The following is a 16,883-nucleotide window of genomic DNA, read 5'->3' as shown; positions in this document are numbered from 1 at the left end:
CGGTGAGCGCGCGCATCCTCGTCGTGGACAACTACGACAGCTTCGTCTTCAACCTCGTGCAGTACCTCTACCAGCTCGGCGCCGAGTGCGAGGTGCGCCGCAACGACGAGGTCGAGCCCGGCCACGCCCAGGACGGCTTCGACGGCGTCCTGCTGTCCCCCGGGCCCGGCGCGCCCGAACAGGCCGGCGTCTGCATCGACATGGTGCGGCACTGCGCCAACACCGGCGTGCCGGTCTTCGGCGTCTGCCTGGGCATGCAGTCGATGGCCGTCGCCTACGGCGGGGTCGTCGACCGGGCCCCCGAGCTGCTGCACGGCAAGACCTCGCCGGTCACCCACGAGGGCAAGGGCGTCTTCCAGGGCCTTCCCTCGCCCTTCACGGCCACCCGCTACCACTCGCTGGCCGTGGAGAGGGACAGCTGGCCGGACGAGCTGGAGATCACCGCCTGGACGGACACGGGCATCGCCATGGGCCTGCGCCACCGCGACCTGCCGGTCGAGGGCGTGCAGTTCCACCCCGAATCGGTGCTCACCGAATGGGGCCACCGGATGCTCGCGAACTGGCTCGCCGCCTGCGGTGACACGGGGGCGGTGGAACGTTCGGCCGGACTGGCCCCGGTGGTGGGCAAGGCCGGAGCGTGACCACGCTCCGGCCCGAGCAGGAACCCCGGAGTACGGCGGCGGCCGCACGGCCGCCGCAGGGCGCCACGCACCACGCGTACGGCACGGGCTCCCTCTCGCAGCCGCTGCCGCCCGAGGACGTCCCGACGATGACGCTGCGCCGCCTCGAGCCCGAGCCGCCGGCCGCCACCGGAGGGCGCGCGGAGCGCCGCCGGGCCGCCCAGCGCGCCGCGCGCGCCCGCAAGGACAGCCCCGGCGTGATCGTGAGCCGGTTCGTGGGCGAGCTGTTCATAACCGTCGGTGTCGTGATGCTGCTGTTCGTCGCCTACCAGCTGTGGTGGACCAACGTCATCGCCCAGCGCCAGGCGGGCGGCGCCGCCAAGGACCTGCAGCACAGCTGGGCCGGCGACGACGCCGGAGCCGACCGCGACGCGGGGGAGTTCTCGCCCGGCCAGGGCTTCGCCATCCTCTACATCCCCACGCTGGACGTGAAGGCCCCGATCGCCCAGGGCATCGGCAAGCAGAAGGTGCTCGACCGCGGCATGGTCGGCCACTACGCCGACGGCCCGCTCAGGACCGCCATGCCCTGGGACCGGACGGGCAACTTCGCCCTCGCCGCCCACCGCAACACCCACGGCGAACCGTTCCGCTACGTCAACAGGCTGAAGCCCGGCGACAAGATCGTCGTCGAGACCAGGAGCGCCTTCTACACCTATGAGATGACGAGCCGCCTGGATCAGACGTCTCCCGCGAACGTGCGGGTCATCGAGCCCGTGCCCGCCGGTTCCCGCTTCACCGGGCCCGGCCGGTACATCACGCTGACCACCTGCACCCCCGAGTTCACCAGTACCTACCGCATGATCGTGTGGGGCAAGATGGTCGACGAGCGGCCCCGGAGCAAGGGAAAGCCGGACGCGCTCGTCAACTGAGACACGCGAGAGACGCACCAGAACAGCGAAGCGGGGTACGAACGTCTGTGGCACGGACAGACCGCGTACGGGGGCGCATCGCCGCCACCGTCAGCGTCATAGGCGAGCTGCTGATCACAGCAGGCGTGATCATGGCCCTCTTCGTCGTCTACTCCCTGTGGTGGACGAACGTCCTGGCCGACCGCGAGGCGAAGAAGCAGGGCAACCAGGTGCGCGACCACTGGGCCAACGCCCCGTCCGGCCCCGGCGCCCTGGACACCAAGGACGGCATCGGCTTCCTGCACGTACCCGCCATGAAGAACGGCGAGGTGCTGGTCAAGCCCGGCACCGGCGGCAAGGTCCTCAACGAGGGCGTCGCCGGCTTCTACCGCGAACCGGTGAAGGCCGCCATGCCCTGGGACAAGCGCGGCAACTTCACCCTGGCCGCGCACCGCGACGGACACGGCGCGAAGTTCCACAACATCGACAAGATCAGCACCGGTGACCCGGTCGTCTTCGAGACGCGCGACGTCTGGTACGTCTACAAGGTCTTCGCCGAACTCAAGGAGACCTCCCGCTTCAACACGGACGTGATCAACCCCGTCCCCAAGGAGTCCGGCAGGACCGCACCGGGCCGCTTCCTGACCCTGACGACCTGCACGCCCGTCTACACCTCCGACTACCGCTACATCGTCTGGGCGGAACTGCAGCGCACGGAGAAGGTCGACGCCAAGCGCACACCGCCCAAGGAACTGCGCTAGCGGCGCCCACACGGCACGAAGAAACCCCGGCGGCCATCGGGATGGCGCCGGGGCTTTCGCGTGCCCTACGGGGCGATCAGCTGCGTCGGCCGCCGGTGAAGCCGCCGAAGAGGCCGCCGATGTCCTGGTTGCCGCCCGTCTGACCGCCGGTCTGGCCGCCGGTGGCGGGGTTGGGCGGGCCGGCCAGCGTCATCAGGTTGACCGGGGTGTCCTTGGCGACCTGGGCGCCGGCACCCGGGTCGGCGGTCACGACCACGGCGTTGTCGTCCTGCGGGCCGTTGATGCTGCCGACCTTCAGGCCCGCGTCCGTCAGCGTCTTCTTCGCGTCCTTCAGCTTCTGCTGGAGGACACTCGGCACGGTGACCTTCGCGCCGCCCTTGGAGACGTACAGGGTGACCGTCGAGCCTGCCCGGGCCGAGGTGTTGCCGTCGGGGCTCTGGCGGGCCACGGAACCGGCCGGGACGGTCGCGGAGTCCTCTTCGTCCCTGACCACCTGGAAGCCGAGGTCGCTGAGCTGCTTCTTGGCTGCGTCGAAGGTCTGTCCGACGACGGACGGGATCGTCTTGGTCGCGGCCGGCGTGGCGACGGTGAGCGTGATCTCCGAGCCCTTCGGCGCCTTGTTACCGCCCTTGGGGTCCTGCGCGGTGACCACGCCGGGGGTCCGCTCGGACTCCTCTGCCTTCTTGCTGACGGTGAAGCCCTTGGCCTCGAGCTCCTTGCTGGCGGCGTCGAACTGCTGGCCGGTCACGTCCGGGACGGCGATCTGCTCCGCGCCCGTCGAGACCACGACCTTCACGTCGCCGCCGCGCTTGACCTTGGAGCCGACGCCCGGGTCCTGCGAGCAGACCTTGCCCTTGTCCTGGTCGCAGGGCTTCTTCTCGGCCTCGACGACCTTGAAGTCGCCGTTCTCGCCCAGCTTCTGGGCGTCCGCCAGCGATTCGCCGATCAGCTTGGGGACCGAGACCTCGTCGTTGTTGCCGCCGCCGCTGAAGAGCGAGCGGCCGATGAAGATGGCGCCGACGAGCACCAGGATGCCCGCGACGACCAGCAGGATCGTCGAGAGGTTGCTCTTCTTGCCGCCGTTGCCGCCCCGGTGCCCGCCGGAGTGGTCGTCGTAGCCGCCGTAGCCGCCGCCGTCGGAGACGGGCGGCATCATCGACGTCTGGCCGGCCGCGCCCGCGTGGTCCTGGGAGCGCAGCATGGTGGTCGGCTGGTCGTCGCCGTAGCCGACGACGCCCATGGAGGCCGTGGCGGCCACGGGCTGGCCCTCGAGGGCCGCCTCGATGTCGGCGCGCATCTCGTCGGCGGACTGGTAGCGGTAGTCCGGGTCCTTGGCCAGCGCCTTGAGGACGATGGCGTCCATCTCCGGCGTGACCTCGGGGTCGTGGATGCTCGGCGGGTTCGGCTCCTCCCGCACGTGCTGGTACGCGACGGCCACCGGCGAGTCGCCCACGAACGGGGGCCGGACCGCCAGCAGCTCGTAGAGCAGGCAGCCGGTGGAGTAGAGGTCGGAACGCGCGTCGACCTGCTCGCCCTTGGCCTGCTCGGGCGAGAGGTACTGGGCGGTGCCGATGACGGCCGCGGTCTGGGTCATCGTCATGCCGGAGTCGCCCATCGCACGGGCGATGCCGAAGTCCATGACCTTCACCTGTCCGGTGCGGGTCAGCATGACGTTGGCGGGCTTGATGTCGCGGTGGACGATTCCGGCGCGGTGGGAGTACTCCAGCGCCTGCAGCACGCCGATGGTCATCTCCAGCGACCGCTCGGGCAGCAGCTTGCGCCCGGAGTGCAGCAGTTCCCTCAGGGTCGACCCGTCGACGTACTCCATGACGATGTACGGGATCGAGACGCCGTCCACGTAGTCCTCGCCGGTGTCGTACACGGCGACGATGGACGGGTGGTTGAGGGAGGCGGCCGACTGGGCCTCGCGGCGGAACCGGGCCTGGAAGGACGGATCGCGGGCCAGGTCGACCCGCAGCGTCTTCACGGCGACGGTGCGACCGAGCCGGGTGTCGTGCGCGAGGTAGACCTCGGCCATGCCACCGCGGCCGAGCACCGAGCCCAGCTCGTACCGGCCGCCGAGGCGACGCGGCTCTTCCATAGCTCCAGCCCTTCCGTGTTCCTGACCTCACCGGCGTGGGTCCGGCGGTGTGCTGTCCGGCATACCGTACCCGGCGCGATGGGCGCCTTCCGGGCGCCACCGTCACCCGATATACGACCGGTACAGACGGCGGCGCTCAGCGGAAGCGGCGGGTGAGCCGGATCACTTCTCCGTGGCGAGCACCGCCTGCATGACGCTCTTCGCGATGGGCGCGGCCAGCTTGCCACCGGCGATGTCGTCGCGGACCGTCTCCGAGCCCTCGATGACGACGGCGACGGCGACCGGCGAGCCGTTGTCGGTCTTCGCGTAGGAGATGAACCACGCGTAGGGGTTGCCGCTGTTGTCGACACCGTGCTGGGCGGTACCGGTCTTGCCACCCACCTTGACGTTGTCGATCTGGGCCGCGGTTCCGGTGCCCTTCTCGACGACCGTCTCCATGATGCTCTGCAGCTTCTGCGCGTTCTCGGCGCTGAGCGGCTGGTTCATCTGCTTGGGCTGGTGGTGCTCGATGACGTTGAGGTTCGGGGCGCGCAGCTTGTCGACCATGTACGGCTCCATGAGCTTGCCGTTGTTGGCGACGGCCGCGGCCACCATGGCCATCTGCAGCGGGGTGGCGCGGTTGGACGCCTGGCCGATGCCCGCCATGGCGTTCTGCGGGCGGTTGTCCTTGGGGTAGACGCTGGGCACGGCGCGCACGGGCGTGTCGACCGGCTTGTTGAAGCCGAACTTCTCCGCCGTGTCCATCATCTTCTTGTTGCCGAGGTCGGCGCTGACCTTGCCGAAGACGGTGTTGCAGGAGTACTGCAGGGCGACCCGGAGCGAGGCGTCCTTGCAGGGGATGCTGCCCTCGTTCTCCAGCGCCACCCGGGTGTCCGGCAGGATCCACGGCAGCGGCGAGTCGGTCTTGGAGTCCACGTCCTTGTACAGGCCGTTCTCCAGCGCCGCGGCGGCCGTGACGACCTTGAAGGTCGAGCCCGGCGGGTAGGTCTGGCGCAGCGCCCGGTTGAGCATGGGCTGGTTCTTGTCGTCCTGCAGGCTCTTCCACGCCTTGTCGTCCTGCGCCCCGGCGATCTTCGACGGGTCGTACGACGGGGTGGAGGCGAGGGCGAGGATCTTGCCCGTGCGCGGGTCGAGGGCGGCGACCGCGCCCTTCTTGTCGCCCAGGCCCTTGAAGGCGGCCTCCTGGGCCTTGCTGTTGAGGGTGGTGATCACGTCACCGCCCTTCTTGCCCTTGCCGGTGATCATGTCGACGGTGCGGTTGAAGAACAGCCGGTCGTCGTCGCCCGTGAGGACCTTGTCCTCGAGCTTCTCGATCTGGTTGGCGTCGAACACCTGCGAGCTGTAGCCCGTGACCGGGGCCCACATATCGCCGTTCTTGTAGGTGCGCTTGTACTTGAAGTCGATGCCGCCGGTCTCCTGGGAGCCGGTGACGGCCTGCCCGTCGACGATGATGTTGCCGCGGGGCTGGCTGTAGCGGGCGATGGTCACCCGGCGGTTGTGCTTGTTCGACTTGAGCTCGTCCGCCTGGACGAACTGGATCCAGTTGTCCCGGATCATCAGCGCGAGGACGAGGAGACCGCAGAAGATGGCGATCCGGCGCACGGGCTTGTTCACGGGCGGACCACCTGGGTCATCTCGGCGTCGGGGGACGGGGCAGGGGCGGGCGCGGGACGCCGAGCGGTGTCGCTGATCTTGATGAGGACGGCGATCAGGGCCCAGTTGGCGATGACCGACGAACCACCCTGCGCCATGAACGGCATGGTCATACCGGTCAGCGGGATGAGGCCCATGACACCGCCGGCGACCACGAAGACCTGGATGGCGAAGGCGCCGGACAGGCCCGTGGCGAGCAGCTTGCCGAAGGGGTCGCGGGCGGCCAGCGCGGTGCGCACGCCGCGCTCCACGATCAGGCCGTAGACCAGGAGTATGGCCATGACGCCCGCCAGGCCCAGCTCCTCGCCGACCGTGGCCAGGATGAAGTCGGAGTTGGCGGCGAAGCCGATGAGGTCCGAGTGACCCTGGCCCCAGCCCGTGCCGAAGACGCCGCCGGAGCCGAACGCCATCAGGGCCTGGGCGATCTGGTCGGAGCTGCCGTCCTTGAACGCGTCGAAGGGGTGCAGCCAGGCGGTGACGCGCTCCTGGACGTGGTGCTCGAAGGTGGACACGGCCACCGCGCCGACGGCGGACATCAGCAGACCGAAGACGATCCAGCTGGTGCGCTCGGTCGCGACGTAGAGCATCACGACGAACATGCCGAAGAACAGCAGCGACGTACCGAGGTCGGTCTCGAAGACCAGGATCAGGATGGAGAACGCCCAGACCGCCAGGATCGGGCCGAGGTCACGGCCGCGGGGCAGGTACAGGCCCATGAAGCGGCGGCTGGCCAGGGCCAGGGCGTCGCGTTTCACCATCAGATAGCCGGCGAAGAAGATCGCCAGGACGATCTTCGCGAACTCGCCCGGCTGGATCGAGCCCAGGCCGGGGATGGTGATCCAGATGCGCGCGCCGAACTTCGCCGGGAAGAACATCGGGGCGACCAGCAGGATCAGCGCGGCCACCATGGAGATGTAGGTGTAGCGCTGGAGGATGCGGTGGTCCTTCAGGAGGACCAGCACGGCGACGAACAGGGCGATGCCCAGCGCCGAGAACATCAGCTGGTTGGTGGCGCTGGCCGTGAAGAACTTGCGGGCCTGCAGTCGCGGCGACTGGTCGAGCCGCCAGATGATGACCAGGCCGATGCCGTTGAGGAACGTGGCCAGCGGCAGCAGCAGGGGGTCGGCGTACTTGGCGAACTTGCGCACCACCAGGTGCCCGACGCCGGCCATCAGGCCGAGGCCCATGCCGTAGCCGAGCAGACCGGAGGGCATCTCGCCGTCCATGGCGAGGCCCACGTTGGCGTAGGCGAAGCACGGGATCAGCACCGCGAAGGCCAGCAGCGCGAGCTCGGTGTTGCGCCGGCTCGGCGCGCCCTCGGTGCTGATCGTCGTCGTGTTGGTGGTGTTGGGCATGTTCGGCATGGGTGAAATAGGTGACATGGCTTGATGGCCCCCTACGGCTTCACTGCGATGCGCTGCTGCACTGCGGGACCAACTTCTGCTCTTCCTCGCTGAGGGTGGGGCCCGGGGACGGTGCCGGGGTGGCCTGGACGGCGTTGTTGCGGGTCTCGGGGGCGCCGGGTTCCTTGGTGGCGCCACCGGTGCGGTCGCTGTTCTGCTTCTCGCTCTCCCGCTGCTGCGCCTCGGCCTTGCGGCGCTCGTCGTCCTTCTTGCAGGCGCCCGCGAGCGTGCCGAGCTCCTTGGCCTTCTGCAGGGCCTGTTCGCGGCTGCCGACCGTGATCGTGTCCACCACGCGGCTGCGCTGGTCGACCGGGAGGTACTTGAGTTCGATCTCGGGGTGGTCCTGGTAGAGCCTGCTCAGGCTCACCCATGCCAGGTCCTGGTTGATGCCCTGGTAGACGGCCACGTGGTCGTTGTCCTTGGCGCCCACGTAGTACTGCGTCTGGGTCCACTGGTAGCCGCCGTAGAGGCCGCCGCCGACGAGACCGAGCGCCAGGGCGATGATCAGCGACCGCTTGAGCCACCGGCCCTTGCGCTGCGGCTTGACGAAGTCCTGGTCCGTGAACGGGCCGAAGGAACCGTCCGGCGCGCCGCCCATCACCGGGTCGCCGCTGCCGGGCGGGCCGAAGCCGCCCGAGGCGTCCTGCTGCGGTACGGGCCGGTGGGCGCGGGCGTGCTCGGCGGCCCGGCCGGCCGGGGTCTGCATGGCGCCGTTGTCGCCGAGCTGCATCTGGTTCTCGGCCACCGCGCCGACGATCACGGGCGTGTCGTTGAGCTGGCCGGCCATGGTGTCACCGCCGTCGACGTCGAGGACGTCGGCGACGATGCAGGTGATGTTGTCGGGGCCGCCGCCGCGCAGGGCGAGCTGGATCAGCTCCTGGATCGTCTCGTGCGGACCCTGGTAGCTGGCGAGGGTCTCCTCCATCGTCTGATGGCTGACCACGCCGGAGAGCCCGTCGGAGCAGATCAGATAGCGGTCGCCGGCCCGCACCTCGCGGATGGAGAGGTCCGGCTCCACGTGGTCGCCGCTGCCCAGCGCGCGCATCAGCAGGGAGCGCTGCGGGTGGGTGGTGGCCTCTTCCTCGGTGATGCGGCCCTCGTCGACCAGGCGCTGCACCCAGGTGTGGTCCTGGGTGATCTGCGTCAGCACGCCGTCGCGCAGCAGGTACGCGCGGGAGTCGCCGACGTGCACCAGGCCCAGGCGCTGACCCGTCCACAGCAGCGCGGTCAGGGTCGTGCCCATGCCCTCGAGCTGGGGGTCCTCCTCGACCATGACCCGCAGCTGGTCGTTGGCGCGCTGCACGGCGGTGCCGAGGGAGGTCAGGATGTCGGAGCCCGGGACGTCGTCGTCGAGCGTGACCAGAGTGGAGATCACCTCGGAGGAGGCGACCTCGCCGGCGGCCTGGCCGCCCATGCCGTCGGCGATGGCGAGCAGGCGGGGGCCGGCATAACCCGAGTCCTCGTTGCCCTCCCGGATCATGCCCTTGTGCGATCCGGCGGCGAAGCGCAGTGACAGACTCATGCGCACCTCGCCCGTCGGCTCCGGGTACAGCCCCTTCCCAGCCACGCTGCCCACCCTCCGGTCGTCATGGTCCTACTACTTCCGCAGCTCGATGACGGTCTTGCCGATGCGGATCGGCGCGCCGAGCGGGATCGGGGTCGGAGTGGTCAGCCGGGTCCGGTCGAGATAGGTGCCGTTGGTCGATCCGAGGTCCTCGACGATCCACTGGCCGTCGCGGTCGGGGTAGATCCTGGCATGCCTGCTGGAGGCGTAGTCGTCGTCGAGGACGATCGTCGAGTCGTGCGCGCGGCCGAGGGAGATGGTCTGGCCCTGCAGGGCCACCGTGGTGCCGGTGAGGGTGCCTTCGGAGACCACCAGCTTGGTGGGCGCGCCGCGTCGGCCGCGGTCCGCGCGGCGACCGCCGGCCGGCGGCTGCTGCTGCTGGCGCTGCTGCGGCGGCGCGGCCTGGGCGCGCTGGGCGCCCGCGGCCCCGGCGCCGCCCCGGCGCGAGCCGCGCTGGGTCACGCGGGTGCCGAAAAGATCACTACGAATGACCTGTACGGCCACGATGACGAACAGCCACAGTACGGCGAGGAAACCCAACCGCATGACCGTGAGGGTCAGCTCTGACATTGCCCCCGCTTCACCCTTCGGCTTGCCTGTAAACGATGGTGGTGCTGCCCACGACGATGCGTGAGCCGTCGCGGAGCGTAGCGCGCGTGGTGTGCTGCCCGTCCACCACGATGCCGTTGGTCGACCCCAGGTCCTGGACCGTAGCGGGGGTGCCGACCCGGATTTCGCAGTGCCGGCGCGAGACCCCGGGGTCGTCGATGCGTACGTCCGCTTCGGTGCTGCGGCCCAGCACGAGGGTGGGCCGCGAGATTTGGTGACGGGTGCCGTTGATCTCGATCCAGCGGCGCGTCTGGGTGCCCGGCACGGCTCCCGGCCCCGGACCACCGGTGCGCGGCAGGGGGCGGGCGCCGGGCGGCGGCGAGGTGGGCATGGGCGGCGCGCCCGCGGGGGAGGCGTAGCCGGCCCCGCTGGTGACGGCGCCGCTGCCCCGTGGGGCGGCCTGCTGCCGGGGCTGCGGGTCCTGCGACTCGCTGGAGGCGAGGGTGCGGCTGCGGACCCGGTACAGACCGGTGTCGAGGTCGTCGGCCTTCTCCAGGTGGACCTTGATGGTCCCCATGAAGGTGTACCGCTGCTGCTTGGCGTAGTCGCGGACCATGCCGGACAGCTCGTCGCCGAGCTGGCCGGAGTACGGGCTGAGCCGCTCGAAGTCCGGTGCGCTCAGCTCCACGATGAAGTCGTTCGGAACGACGGTGCGGTCGCGGTTCCAGATGGTCGCGTTGTTGTCGCACTCCCGCTGGAGTGCGCCCGCGATCTCGACCGGCTGCACCTCGGACTTGAACACCTTGGCGAAGGTGCCGTTCACGAGACCCTCGAGTCGCTGCTCGAAGCGCTTCAGTACTCCCACGGGGCACCTCCTTCCCTCAGTGACGTCTCTGATGCTCAGTGTCGTTCCTGATACTGCTTACTGATCGTATCCACGCGTCGGGAAAAGAGCTGGTTCCCCTTCGACGCCATGAGTGACGAGTGTCGCCTTGTTCGGCCGCGCACGTCGCCCACGGGGGATCGTAGAGCCGCCTTGAGGCCAGTGTCCCGCAACCGGAGCCCTCCTCGCGGCCCCCCTGAGCACGGGGCGGCGGCAATGGGTGTGAAGGTGCCGTCCGGGCCGTGCTAATGTTCTGCATGTCGGAAGGCGGACGGACACGAACCGGGCGGAAACGCCGGGGGAACGGTCGGAAAGCAGAAGACACACCCATGCGCGGGTGGCGGAATAGGCAGACGCGCTGGATTCAGGTTCCAGTGCCCGAAAGGGCGTGGGGGTTCAACTCCCCCCTCGCGCACAATGCGATGCGGCCCCTCCGAGTGACGAGAGTCACCCGGAGGGGCCGTTTCGTCATGTCCGTAACCGGCGGGCTTCGGCCCGTCGCGGGGGCGGGGACGGGGCGCGGCCTCCTCCGGTCGTCGCCGGAGCACGAACCGGAATCCGCGACGGCGGGCCACGAGCCGGACGACGAGCACGGTCGCGCCGATCGGCCGTCGACAGTGACGATTACCACGATGCCGCCGACGAACATCGGACGAACGTCAGCACAGGACGTGCCGGACCGCCGCGGGCGGTCGGCGGACACGGACCGTCCGCTGCGTCCCGTCCGCTGCGTCCGGGCGGACCGGAGCGAAGTCGTCCTCCCCCGGGAGGAGTTGCCGCCCCCGGCCTCGAGGGCGCCCCCGTATCCGGACCGTCGGAGCGTTGTCGGTGGCGAGGGGTACCGTCGTGGGGAGTCGACGCCGGTGACGCCGCGCGGGGGGAAGCCGCCGTGCCGTGCTGAAGGGGGAGGTGGCGCCGCGATGACGCGACTGCCGCACATACCTGGGTTCGCTGGTCCTGTGGCCGAAGGGGCCGCGCGCAAGGGCGGCAAGGCCGAGGGGAAGGCCGCCGGGAAGGCGCTGCGGGAGCGGGTGCCCCGGGGCGCGCACGCCGACTGGAAGCCGGACGGCGCCCGGCCCGGCGCGGTGGAGTCGGTCGAGGCGGGCAACGCCGGGCGGCTGACGGAGCTGACGCCGATACGCGTGGGCCGCATGGCCGCCTCGCCCTTCGCCTTCCTGCGCGGCTCCGCGGCCCTGATGGGTCACGACCTCGCGGACACGGCCGTCACCGGCGTGGGCGCGCAGCTGTGCGGCGACGCCCACGCCGCCAACTTCGGCCTCTACGGGGACGCCCGGGGCGAGCTGACCATCGACCTGAACGACTTCGACGAGACCCTGCACGGGCCGTGGGAGTGGGACGTCAAGCGGCTCGCCGCGTCGCTGGTGCTGGCCGGCCGGGAGGCGGGGGCGGACGAGCTCACCTGCCGACAGGCGGCGCGCGACGCCGTCGGGGCCTACCGGCACACGATGCGGCTGCTGGCCCGGATGCCGGCCATAGAGGCGTGGAACGCCATCGCCGACGAGGAGCTCGTCTCCCACGCGGACGCCCATCAGCTGGCCGGCACGCTGGAGCTGGTCGTGGAGAAGGCCCGGCGCAACACGAGCGCGCGCTTCGCGGCCAAGGCCACGGAGAAGGACGGCACGGGCGGGCGGCGCTTCGTGGACGCGCCGCCGGTGCTGCGCCGGGTGCCGGACCGGGAGGCGGCGGCCGTCGCCGCCGCGCTGGGCCCGTACACCCGGACGCTGCCGCCGGACCTGCTGCCGCTGCTCGCGCGGTACGCGGTGCAGGACGTGGCGTTCCGCGTGGTGGGCACGGGCAGCGTGGGGCTGCGCTCGTACGTGGTGCTGCTGCTCGACCACCGCGGCGAGCCGCTGGTGCTCCAGGTGAAGGAGGCGCGGCCCTCGGTGCTGCTGCCGTACGCCCGCGCGGCGGGCTTCGCGTCGCCCGACGAGGGGCACGAGGGGCGGCGCGTGGTGCTGGGGCAGAAGTCGATGCAGGTGGTCAGCGACGTGCTGCTGGGGTGGACGACGGTCGAGGGACGGCCGTACCAGGTACGGCAGTTCCGCAACCGCAAGGGAAGCGTCGACCCGGCTGCCCTGGCGGGCGACGAGCTCGACGACTACGGGCGCATGACCGGCGCCCTGCTGGCCCGGGCGCACGCCCACAGCGCGGACCCCCGCCTGATAGCCGGCTACTGCGGCAAGAGCGAGGAGCTCGACGACGCGATCGCGACGTTCGCCGTGGCCTACGCCGACCGTACGGAGGCGGACCACGCGGAGCTGCTGGCCGCGGTGCGCTCCGGCCGGCTGCCGGCCGAGACGGGGGTGTGAGGAGGGTCCGGGGCCGGTTCCGGGCCGCGTGGCGGGAAGCCGTGCCCGGGGCCTGCGGGCACCTCGTACGCTGGGCGGGTGATGAACCCGGAAGCTGAGCAGAGCGCCGACCCCGGATCCGCGAGCCCCGGAGCCGCCGGTCCCGGCCCCGCCGAGGACACCACGCGGCTGGAGCGGGCCGTACGGGCCGCCGAGCAGGCGCTGATCGAGTTCGAGATCGCGGTGGAGACCTTCCGCGTGGAGGTGGAGAACTTCTCCCGCCTGCACCACCAGCGGCTCGGCCCGATGTACGCCCGCCTCGACGAGCTGGACGCGCTGATCGCCGAGGCGGTCGCCGCGCGCACGGGCGACGCCGAGGACCAGCGGCGGGCGCGCGAGATGCGCGGGCTGGTGCAGCCCATGCCGGGGGTCGACGAGCTGTTCGGCGGCTGGATGGACGGCGAGGGACTCTCGCCGGAGGCGACGGCGATGCTCACCGAGAAGCCGGTGCAGCCCCCCAAGCGGGTGCGCCCCAGCGACGAGGCCCGCCGCGCCTACCGCGAGCTCGTCCGCAAGGCCCACCCGGACCTGGCACCGGACGAGGCGGACCGGGTGCGCCGCGAGGCCTTCATCGTGCGGGTCAACGCCGCCTACGGCGAGGGCAACGAGGCGCTGCTGCGCGAACTGGCCGAGGAATGGGCGGCCGGGCCGGTGCCCGCGCAGCGCCGGCCCAGCCTCGGCGAGGAGCTGTACGCCCGGCTGGAGTGGCTGGCCGAGCGCAAGGAACTGCTGTCGATGGTGGCCGCCGAGCTGGAGTCCTCCGCGATCGGCGCGATGATCAAGATGGCGCCGGACGACCCGGACGGGCTGCTGGTGGAGATCGCCGACGGCCTGGTGGTACAGATCGCCGAGCGCGAGGCCCATCTGGCGTCGCTGGTCGGGTAGCGTCGGGCTCATGGTTTTTGGTTCCGGGATTCCCACCGTCGGCGTCGACGCTCTCTCGTCGGACGACTTCCTGCTGGACGTGCGCGAGGACGACGAGTGGCAGGCGGGGCACGCCGAGGGCGCCCTGCACATTCCCATGAGCGACTTCGTGGCGCGCTTCGGTGAGCTGACCGAGAAGGCGCCCGAGGGCGGCCGCATCAACGTCATCTGCCGCGCCGGCGGCCGTTCCGCGCAGGTCACCGCCTACCTGGTGCAGCAGGGCATGGACGCGGCGAACGTCGACGGCGGGATGCAGGTCTGGGAGGCCGCCGGCCGCCCGGTCGTGTCCGCCGACGGCACTCCCGGCACGGTGATCTAGCCGGGCGTGACTTAGCCGATCGGTGACCCGGCCGGTCGGCGATCTAGCCGTTCGGCGGGTGGGCGGCCAGGAGGTCGCCCAGGGCCTCCTCGTGGGCGGCGGCCGGGCCGAGCGAGAGCTCGAGCTGCTTGGCCCACGCGTGATAGCGGTGCAGGGCGTAGTCGGTGTCCGCGCCGAAGCCGCCGTGCAGATGCTGTGCGGTCTGGACGACGCGGCGCACGCCCTCCGCGGCCCAGACCTTGGCGACGGCGATGTCGGCCGCCACGGGCAGCGGGCCCGACGCTCCCGATTCCAGGCGCCAGGCCGCCTGCCAGAGCGTCGCCTCCATCGAGCGCAGGTCGATGTAGCGGTCGGCCGCCTGGACGGCCACCGCCTGGAACGTCGCGATGGGGAAGCCGAACTGTTCGCGCTTGCTCGTGTACGCCCCCGTCATCGCCGCTGCGGCCTCGCCCAGGCCGAGGGCGAGGGCGCAGGTGCCGGTGGCCAGCAGGCCGCGCAGCCACTCCCACGCACCGTCCGCGGTGATCAGCTCGTCCTCCCGGACGCGTACGGACTCCAGCGCCACCTGTGCGTACCGCTCGCCGCTGGTGGACACCTGGTCGGCGAGGGCCACTCCGGGGCGGTCCGGTGGGACGAGGGCGAGGACGGCGCGGCCATCGGCGGTGTGGGCGGGCAGCAGGACGCGGTCGGCGCCCTGAGCCCAGGGAACGGCCGTCTGTAGCCCGTCGAGGAGCCAGTGGGCCCGACCGTCGGGGCGGGCGGTGACGGCCAGCTCGGCGCCGTCGTGGCCGGTCCGGCCGCTGGCGGCGACGGTCACGACGAGCTCGCCGCGGCCGATCGCGGGCAGCACGCGGCCCGGTCCGGCGGTGCCGTACGTCCGCAGGACCAGGGCTGCCGCGCTCGTCTCCAGCAGCGGAACACGCGCCAGCACCTTCCCGGCCTCGCGCAGCACCAGGCACAGGGCGATCGGCCCGAGCCCCGCGCCGCCGTGCTCCTCCGGAACCATCAGGCCCAGCAGGCCGGAGCCGGCCAGCCGGCGCCACAGCGCGCGGTCGAAGTCCTCGGCGACGGCGCCCGGCACCAGCGCCGGGCTGGGCACGGCGTCGGGGGCGACCCCGGACAGGACGGCCCGCGCCGCCTCGGCGGCGGCCTGCTGTTCCTCGGTGAAGGTGAAGTCCACTGCCCGGCCCTTCCGCTCGCGCCCACGCCAGGGCGTCGGCATACCTGACGGTTCGTCAAGTTAGGGCAGTGTGAGGGAATTGGGAACAGCGAATGGGGAACCTCAGCGGTCGAAGTCCAGCTCCACCTTCTCCGTGGCCGGGTGCGACTGGCAGGCCAGTACGTACCCCGCGTCCAGCTCCTCCCGCTCCAGAGCGAAGTTCCGGTCCATCCTCACCTCGCCCGACACCAGATACGCCCGGCACGTCCCGCACACCCCGCCCTTGCAGGCGTACGGGGCGTCGGGGCGGTTGCGCAGCACCGTCTCCAGCAGCGACTCCCCGTCCCGTACCGGCCAGCTTCCGCTGCGCCCGTCCAGCGTCGCGGTCACCGCGCTGTGCTCCGGACCGGGCGGCGCCCCGGCCCCGGCGCGCGGCCCGGAGGGCGCGTCCTCCACGTGGAAGATCTCCTCGTGGATGCGCTCGCGGGCCACTCCCAGGGCGCGCAGCGCCGCCTCCGCGCCCAGCACCAGGCCGTGGGGGCCGCACAGAAACCAGCCGTCGACCGTGTCCACCGGCAGCAGCGCGGGCAGCAGCCGGGTCAGCCGCTCCTCGTCGAGCCGCCCGGACGCCGGACCGGCCTGCTGCTCCTCGCGGGAGAGCGTCTGGACGAGCTGGAGGCGGCCGGGGTAGCGGTCCTTGAGGTCGGCGACCTCGTCCAGGAACATCGTCGACGCGGTCGTGCGGTCGCTGCGTATCAGGCAGAACCGGGCCTCGGGCTCGCGGGCCAGCAGCGTGGAGACGATGGAGAGCACGGGCGTGATGCCGCTGCCGCCGACGATCGCGGCGAAGTGACCGGGGCGCGGCTCGAGCACGAACCGCCCGGCCGGGGCCATCACCTCGACCGTGTCCCCGGGGACCAGCTCCTTGAGCGCGTAGGTGGAGAACGCGCCGCCGTCCACCAGCCGCACCGCCACCCGCAGCGTGCGCGGCCCGTCGGCGCCGGGCGCCTGGCCGCAGAGGGAGTACGTGCGGCGGATCTCCCGGCCGTCCACGGTCCGGCGCAGGGCCAGGTGCTGGCCGGGGACGTGGCGGAAGTCCTCGCGCAGCGCCGGGGGCACGGCGAGGGTGACGGCGACCGCGTCGTCGGTGAGCGGGTCGACGGCCGCCACTCGCAGGGAGTGGAAGGCGCCATGGCGGGCCGCTGCCATCTACAACTCCTTGAAGTGGTCGAACGGTTCGCGACATGCCTCGCAGCGGCGCAGGGCCTTGCAGGCGGTGGAGGAGAAGCGGCTGAGCAGCGTGGTGTCGGTGGATCCGCAGTGCGGGCAGCGGATGGCGAGGTCGACCGGCACCGGGCCGCTCACCGGGCCCGTCGTCCTGGGCGGGGCTATGCCGAACTCGGCGAGTTTGCGCCGTCCTTCGGCGGTGATGTCGTCCGTGGACCAGGCCGGGGAGAGGACCGTACGGACGGTCACCTCCTCCTGCCCCCGCTCGCGCAGCACGCGCTCGATGTCCGCGGACATCGCCTCGACGGCGGGGCAGCCGGTGTAGGTGGGGGTGAGCTCCACCTCCACCCGGCCGGGGCCGGTGACGTGCAGGCCGCGCAGCACGCCGAGGTCGGCGAGGGTGAGCACCGGCAGCTCGGGGTCGGGGACGGCCCCGGCCAGCG

At 71.5% G+C, this 16,883-nt stretch carries 14 protein-coding genes, 1 tRNA gene and 1 pseudogene; 7 read left to right on the top strand and 9 right to left on the bottom strand.

Features of this window, described 5'->3' with window-relative positions; translation table 11 throughout:
- Positions 1 to 2 precede the first annotated feature (2 nt).
- The 3 genes and pseudogenes from J1792_RS05890 (at position 3) to J1792_RS05880 (ending at position 2,289) form a co-directional block, all read left to right on the top strand.
- The gene (locus tag J1792_RS05890; protein WP_086568713.1) at positions 3 to 641 is read left to right on the top strand and encodes an aminodeoxychorismate/anthranilate synthase component II; all 639 of its coding nucleotides are present in this window, start codon (positions 3 to 5) and stop codon (positions 639 to 641) included.
- Positions 611 to 1,549 (top strand): annotated as a pseudogene (locus J1792_RS05885) (class E sortase); the annotation flags it as partial. The gene J1792_RS05890 and the pseudogene J1792_RS05885, both read left to right, overlap by 31 nt.
- Before the next feature lie 47 nt (positions 1,550 to 1,596).
- Positions 1,597 to 2,289 carry a class E sortase gene (locus tag J1792_RS05880; RefSeq protein WP_242705410.1) on the top strand — a complete coding sequence of 231 codons (693 nt, stop codon included), beginning with the start codon at positions 1,597 to 1,599 and terminating at the stop codon, positions 2,287 to 2,289.
- Between the two features lie 76 nt (positions 2,290 to 2,365).
- Here the strand turns inward: J1792_RS05880 and pknB are convergent, their stop codons facing one another.
- The 6 genes from pknB to J1792_RS05850 form a co-directional block, all read right to left on the bottom strand.
- Positions 2,366 to 4,390 (bottom strand): Stk1 family PASTA domain-containing Ser/Thr kinase, encoded by a 2,025-nt coding sequence (gene pknB, locus J1792_RS05875; protein WP_086568715.1) that lies wholly within the window; start codon positions 4,388 to 4,390, stop codon positions 2,366 to 2,368.
- A gap of 162 nt (positions 4,391 to 4,552) precedes the next feature.
- A complete protein-coding gene (locus J1792_RS05870) occupies positions 4,553 to 6,004 on the bottom strand; it encodes a peptidoglycan D,D-transpeptidase FtsI family protein (protein WP_086568717.1) in 1,452 nt (483 codons plus the stop codon).
- Positions 6,001 to 7,398, bottom strand: coding sequence for an FtsW/RodA/SpoVE family cell cycle protein (locus J1792_RS05865; RefSeq protein ID WP_086568718.1), 1,398 nt, complete (start codon positions 7,396 to 7,398; stop codon positions 6,001 to 6,003). Before J1792_RS05865 ends, J1792_RS05870 begins: the two co-directional genes overlap by 4 nt.
- Before the next feature lie 49 nt (positions 7,399 to 7,447).
- Positions 7,448 to 8,968, bottom strand: coding sequence for a PP2C family protein-serine/threonine phosphatase (locus J1792_RS05860; RefSeq protein WP_207246748.1), 1,521 nt, complete (start codon positions 8,966 to 8,968; stop codon positions 7,448 to 7,450).
- 75 nt (positions 8,969 to 9,043) lie between these two features.
- The gene (locus J1792_RS05855; RefSeq protein WP_086568719.1) at positions 9,044 to 9,580 is read right to left on the bottom strand and encodes an FHA domain-containing protein FhaB/FipA; all 537 of its coding nucleotides are present in this window, start codon (positions 9,578 to 9,580) and stop codon (positions 9,044 to 9,046) included.
- 10 nt (positions 9,581 to 9,590) lie between these two features.
- Positions 9,591 to 10,424: an FHA domain-containing protein gene (locus tag J1792_RS05850; protein WP_086568720.1), complete on the bottom strand. Its 834-nt coding sequence runs from the start codon at positions 10,422 to 10,424 to the stop codon at positions 9,591 to 9,593.
- Between the two features lie 349 nt (positions 10,425 to 10,773).
- Here J1792_RS05850 and J1792_RS05845 point away from each other — a divergent pair.
- The 4 genes from J1792_RS05845 to J1792_RS05830 all read left to right on the top strand — a co-directional run bounded on the left by J1792_RS05845 (position 10,774) and on the right by J1792_RS05830 (position 14,054).
- Positions 10,774 to 10,857: transfer RNA gene (locus J1792_RS05845), tRNA-Leu, on the top strand.
- A gap of 505 nt (positions 10,858 to 11,362) precedes the next feature.
- Positions 11,363 to 12,772 carry a DUF2252 domain-containing protein gene (locus J1792_RS05840; protein WP_207246747.1) on the top strand — a complete coding sequence of 470 codons (1,410 nt, stop codon included), beginning with the start codon at positions 11,363 to 11,365 and terminating at the stop codon, positions 12,770 to 12,772.
- 81 nt (positions 12,773 to 12,853) lie between these two features.
- Positions 12,854 to 13,696: a J domain-containing protein gene (locus J1792_RS05835; protein ID WP_086568723.1), complete on the top strand. Its 843-nt coding sequence runs from the start codon at positions 12,854 to 12,856 to the stop codon at positions 13,694 to 13,696.
- Between the two features lie 10 nt (positions 13,697 to 13,706).
- Positions 13,707 to 14,054: a rhodanese-like domain-containing protein gene (locus J1792_RS05830; protein WP_086568725.1), complete on the top strand. Its 348-nt coding sequence runs from the start codon at positions 13,707 to 13,709 to the stop codon at positions 14,052 to 14,054.
- 43 nt (positions 14,055 to 14,097) lie between these two features.
- Here the strand turns inward: J1792_RS05830 and J1792_RS05825 are convergent, their stop codons facing one another.
- The 3 genes from J1792_RS05825 to paaD all read right to left on the bottom strand — a co-directional run bounded on the left by J1792_RS05825 (position 14,098) and on the right by paaD (position 16,881).
- Complete coding sequence (locus J1792_RS05825; protein ID WP_086568726.1) at positions 14,098 to 15,234, bottom strand: acyl-CoA dehydrogenase family protein; 1,137 nt, start codon at positions 15,232 to 15,234, stop codon at positions 14,098 to 14,100.
- A 102-nt stretch (positions 15,235 to 15,336) separates the two neighbouring features.
- Positions 15,337 to 16,422 carry a 2Fe-2S iron-sulfur cluster-binding protein gene (locus tag J1792_RS05820; protein ID WP_086568728.1) on the bottom strand — a complete coding sequence of 362 codons (1,086 nt, stop codon included), beginning with the start codon at positions 16,420 to 16,422 and terminating at the stop codon, positions 15,337 to 15,339.
- Entirely contained in the window at positions 16,423 to 16,881 is a 459-nt protein-coding gene (gene paaD, locus J1792_RS05815) for a 1,2-phenylacetyl-CoA epoxidase subunit PaaD (RefSeq protein WP_207247090.1), read from the bottom strand.
- Positions 16,882 to 16,883: the final 2 nt, after the last annotated feature.

The organism is Streptomyces triculaminicus, assembly GCF_017349075.1.
Classification (GTDB): Bacteria; Actinomycetota; Actinomycetes; order Streptomycetales; family Streptomycetaceae; genus Streptomyces; species Streptomyces triculaminicus.
The sequence above is the reverse complement of the archived record's forward strand: the minus strand, read 5'-3'. Positions and strand labels throughout refer to the sequence as shown.

Excerpts from the sequence above, each read along its gene's own strand:
- J1792_RS05820 (WP_086568728.1), bottom strand. The coding sequence starts at position 16,422 with ATGGCAGCGGCCCGCCATGGCGCCTTCCACTCCCTGCGAGTGGCGGCC.
- J1792_RS05865 (WP_086568718.1), bottom strand. The coding sequence starts at position 7,398 with ATGCCCAACACCACCAACACGACGACGATCAGCACCGAGGGCGCGCCG.
- J1792_RS05855 (WP_086568719.1), bottom strand. The coding sequence starts at position 9,580 with ATGTCAGAGCTGACCCTCACGGTCATGCGGTTGGGTTTCCTCGCCGTA.
- pknB (WP_086568715.1), bottom strand. The coding sequence starts at position 4,390 with ATGGAAGAGCCGCGTCGCCTCGGCGGCCGGTACGAGCTGGGCTCGGTG.
- J1792_RS05840 (WP_207246747.1), top strand. The coding sequence starts at position 11,363 with ATGACGCGACTGCCGCACATACCTGGGTTCGCTGGTCCTGTGGCCGAA.
- J1792_RS05835 (WP_086568723.1), top strand. The coding sequence starts at position 12,854 with ATGAACCCGGAAGCTGAGCAGAGCGCCGACCCCGGATCCGCGAGCCCC.
- J1792_RS05860 (WP_207246748.1), bottom strand. The coding sequence starts at position 8,968 with ATGAGTCTGTCACTGCGCTTCGCCGCCGGATCGCACAAGGGCATGATC.
- J1792_RS05830 (WP_086568725.1), top strand. The coding sequence starts at position 13,707 with ATGGTTTTTGGTTCCGGGATTCCCACCGTCGGCGTCGACGCTCTCTCG.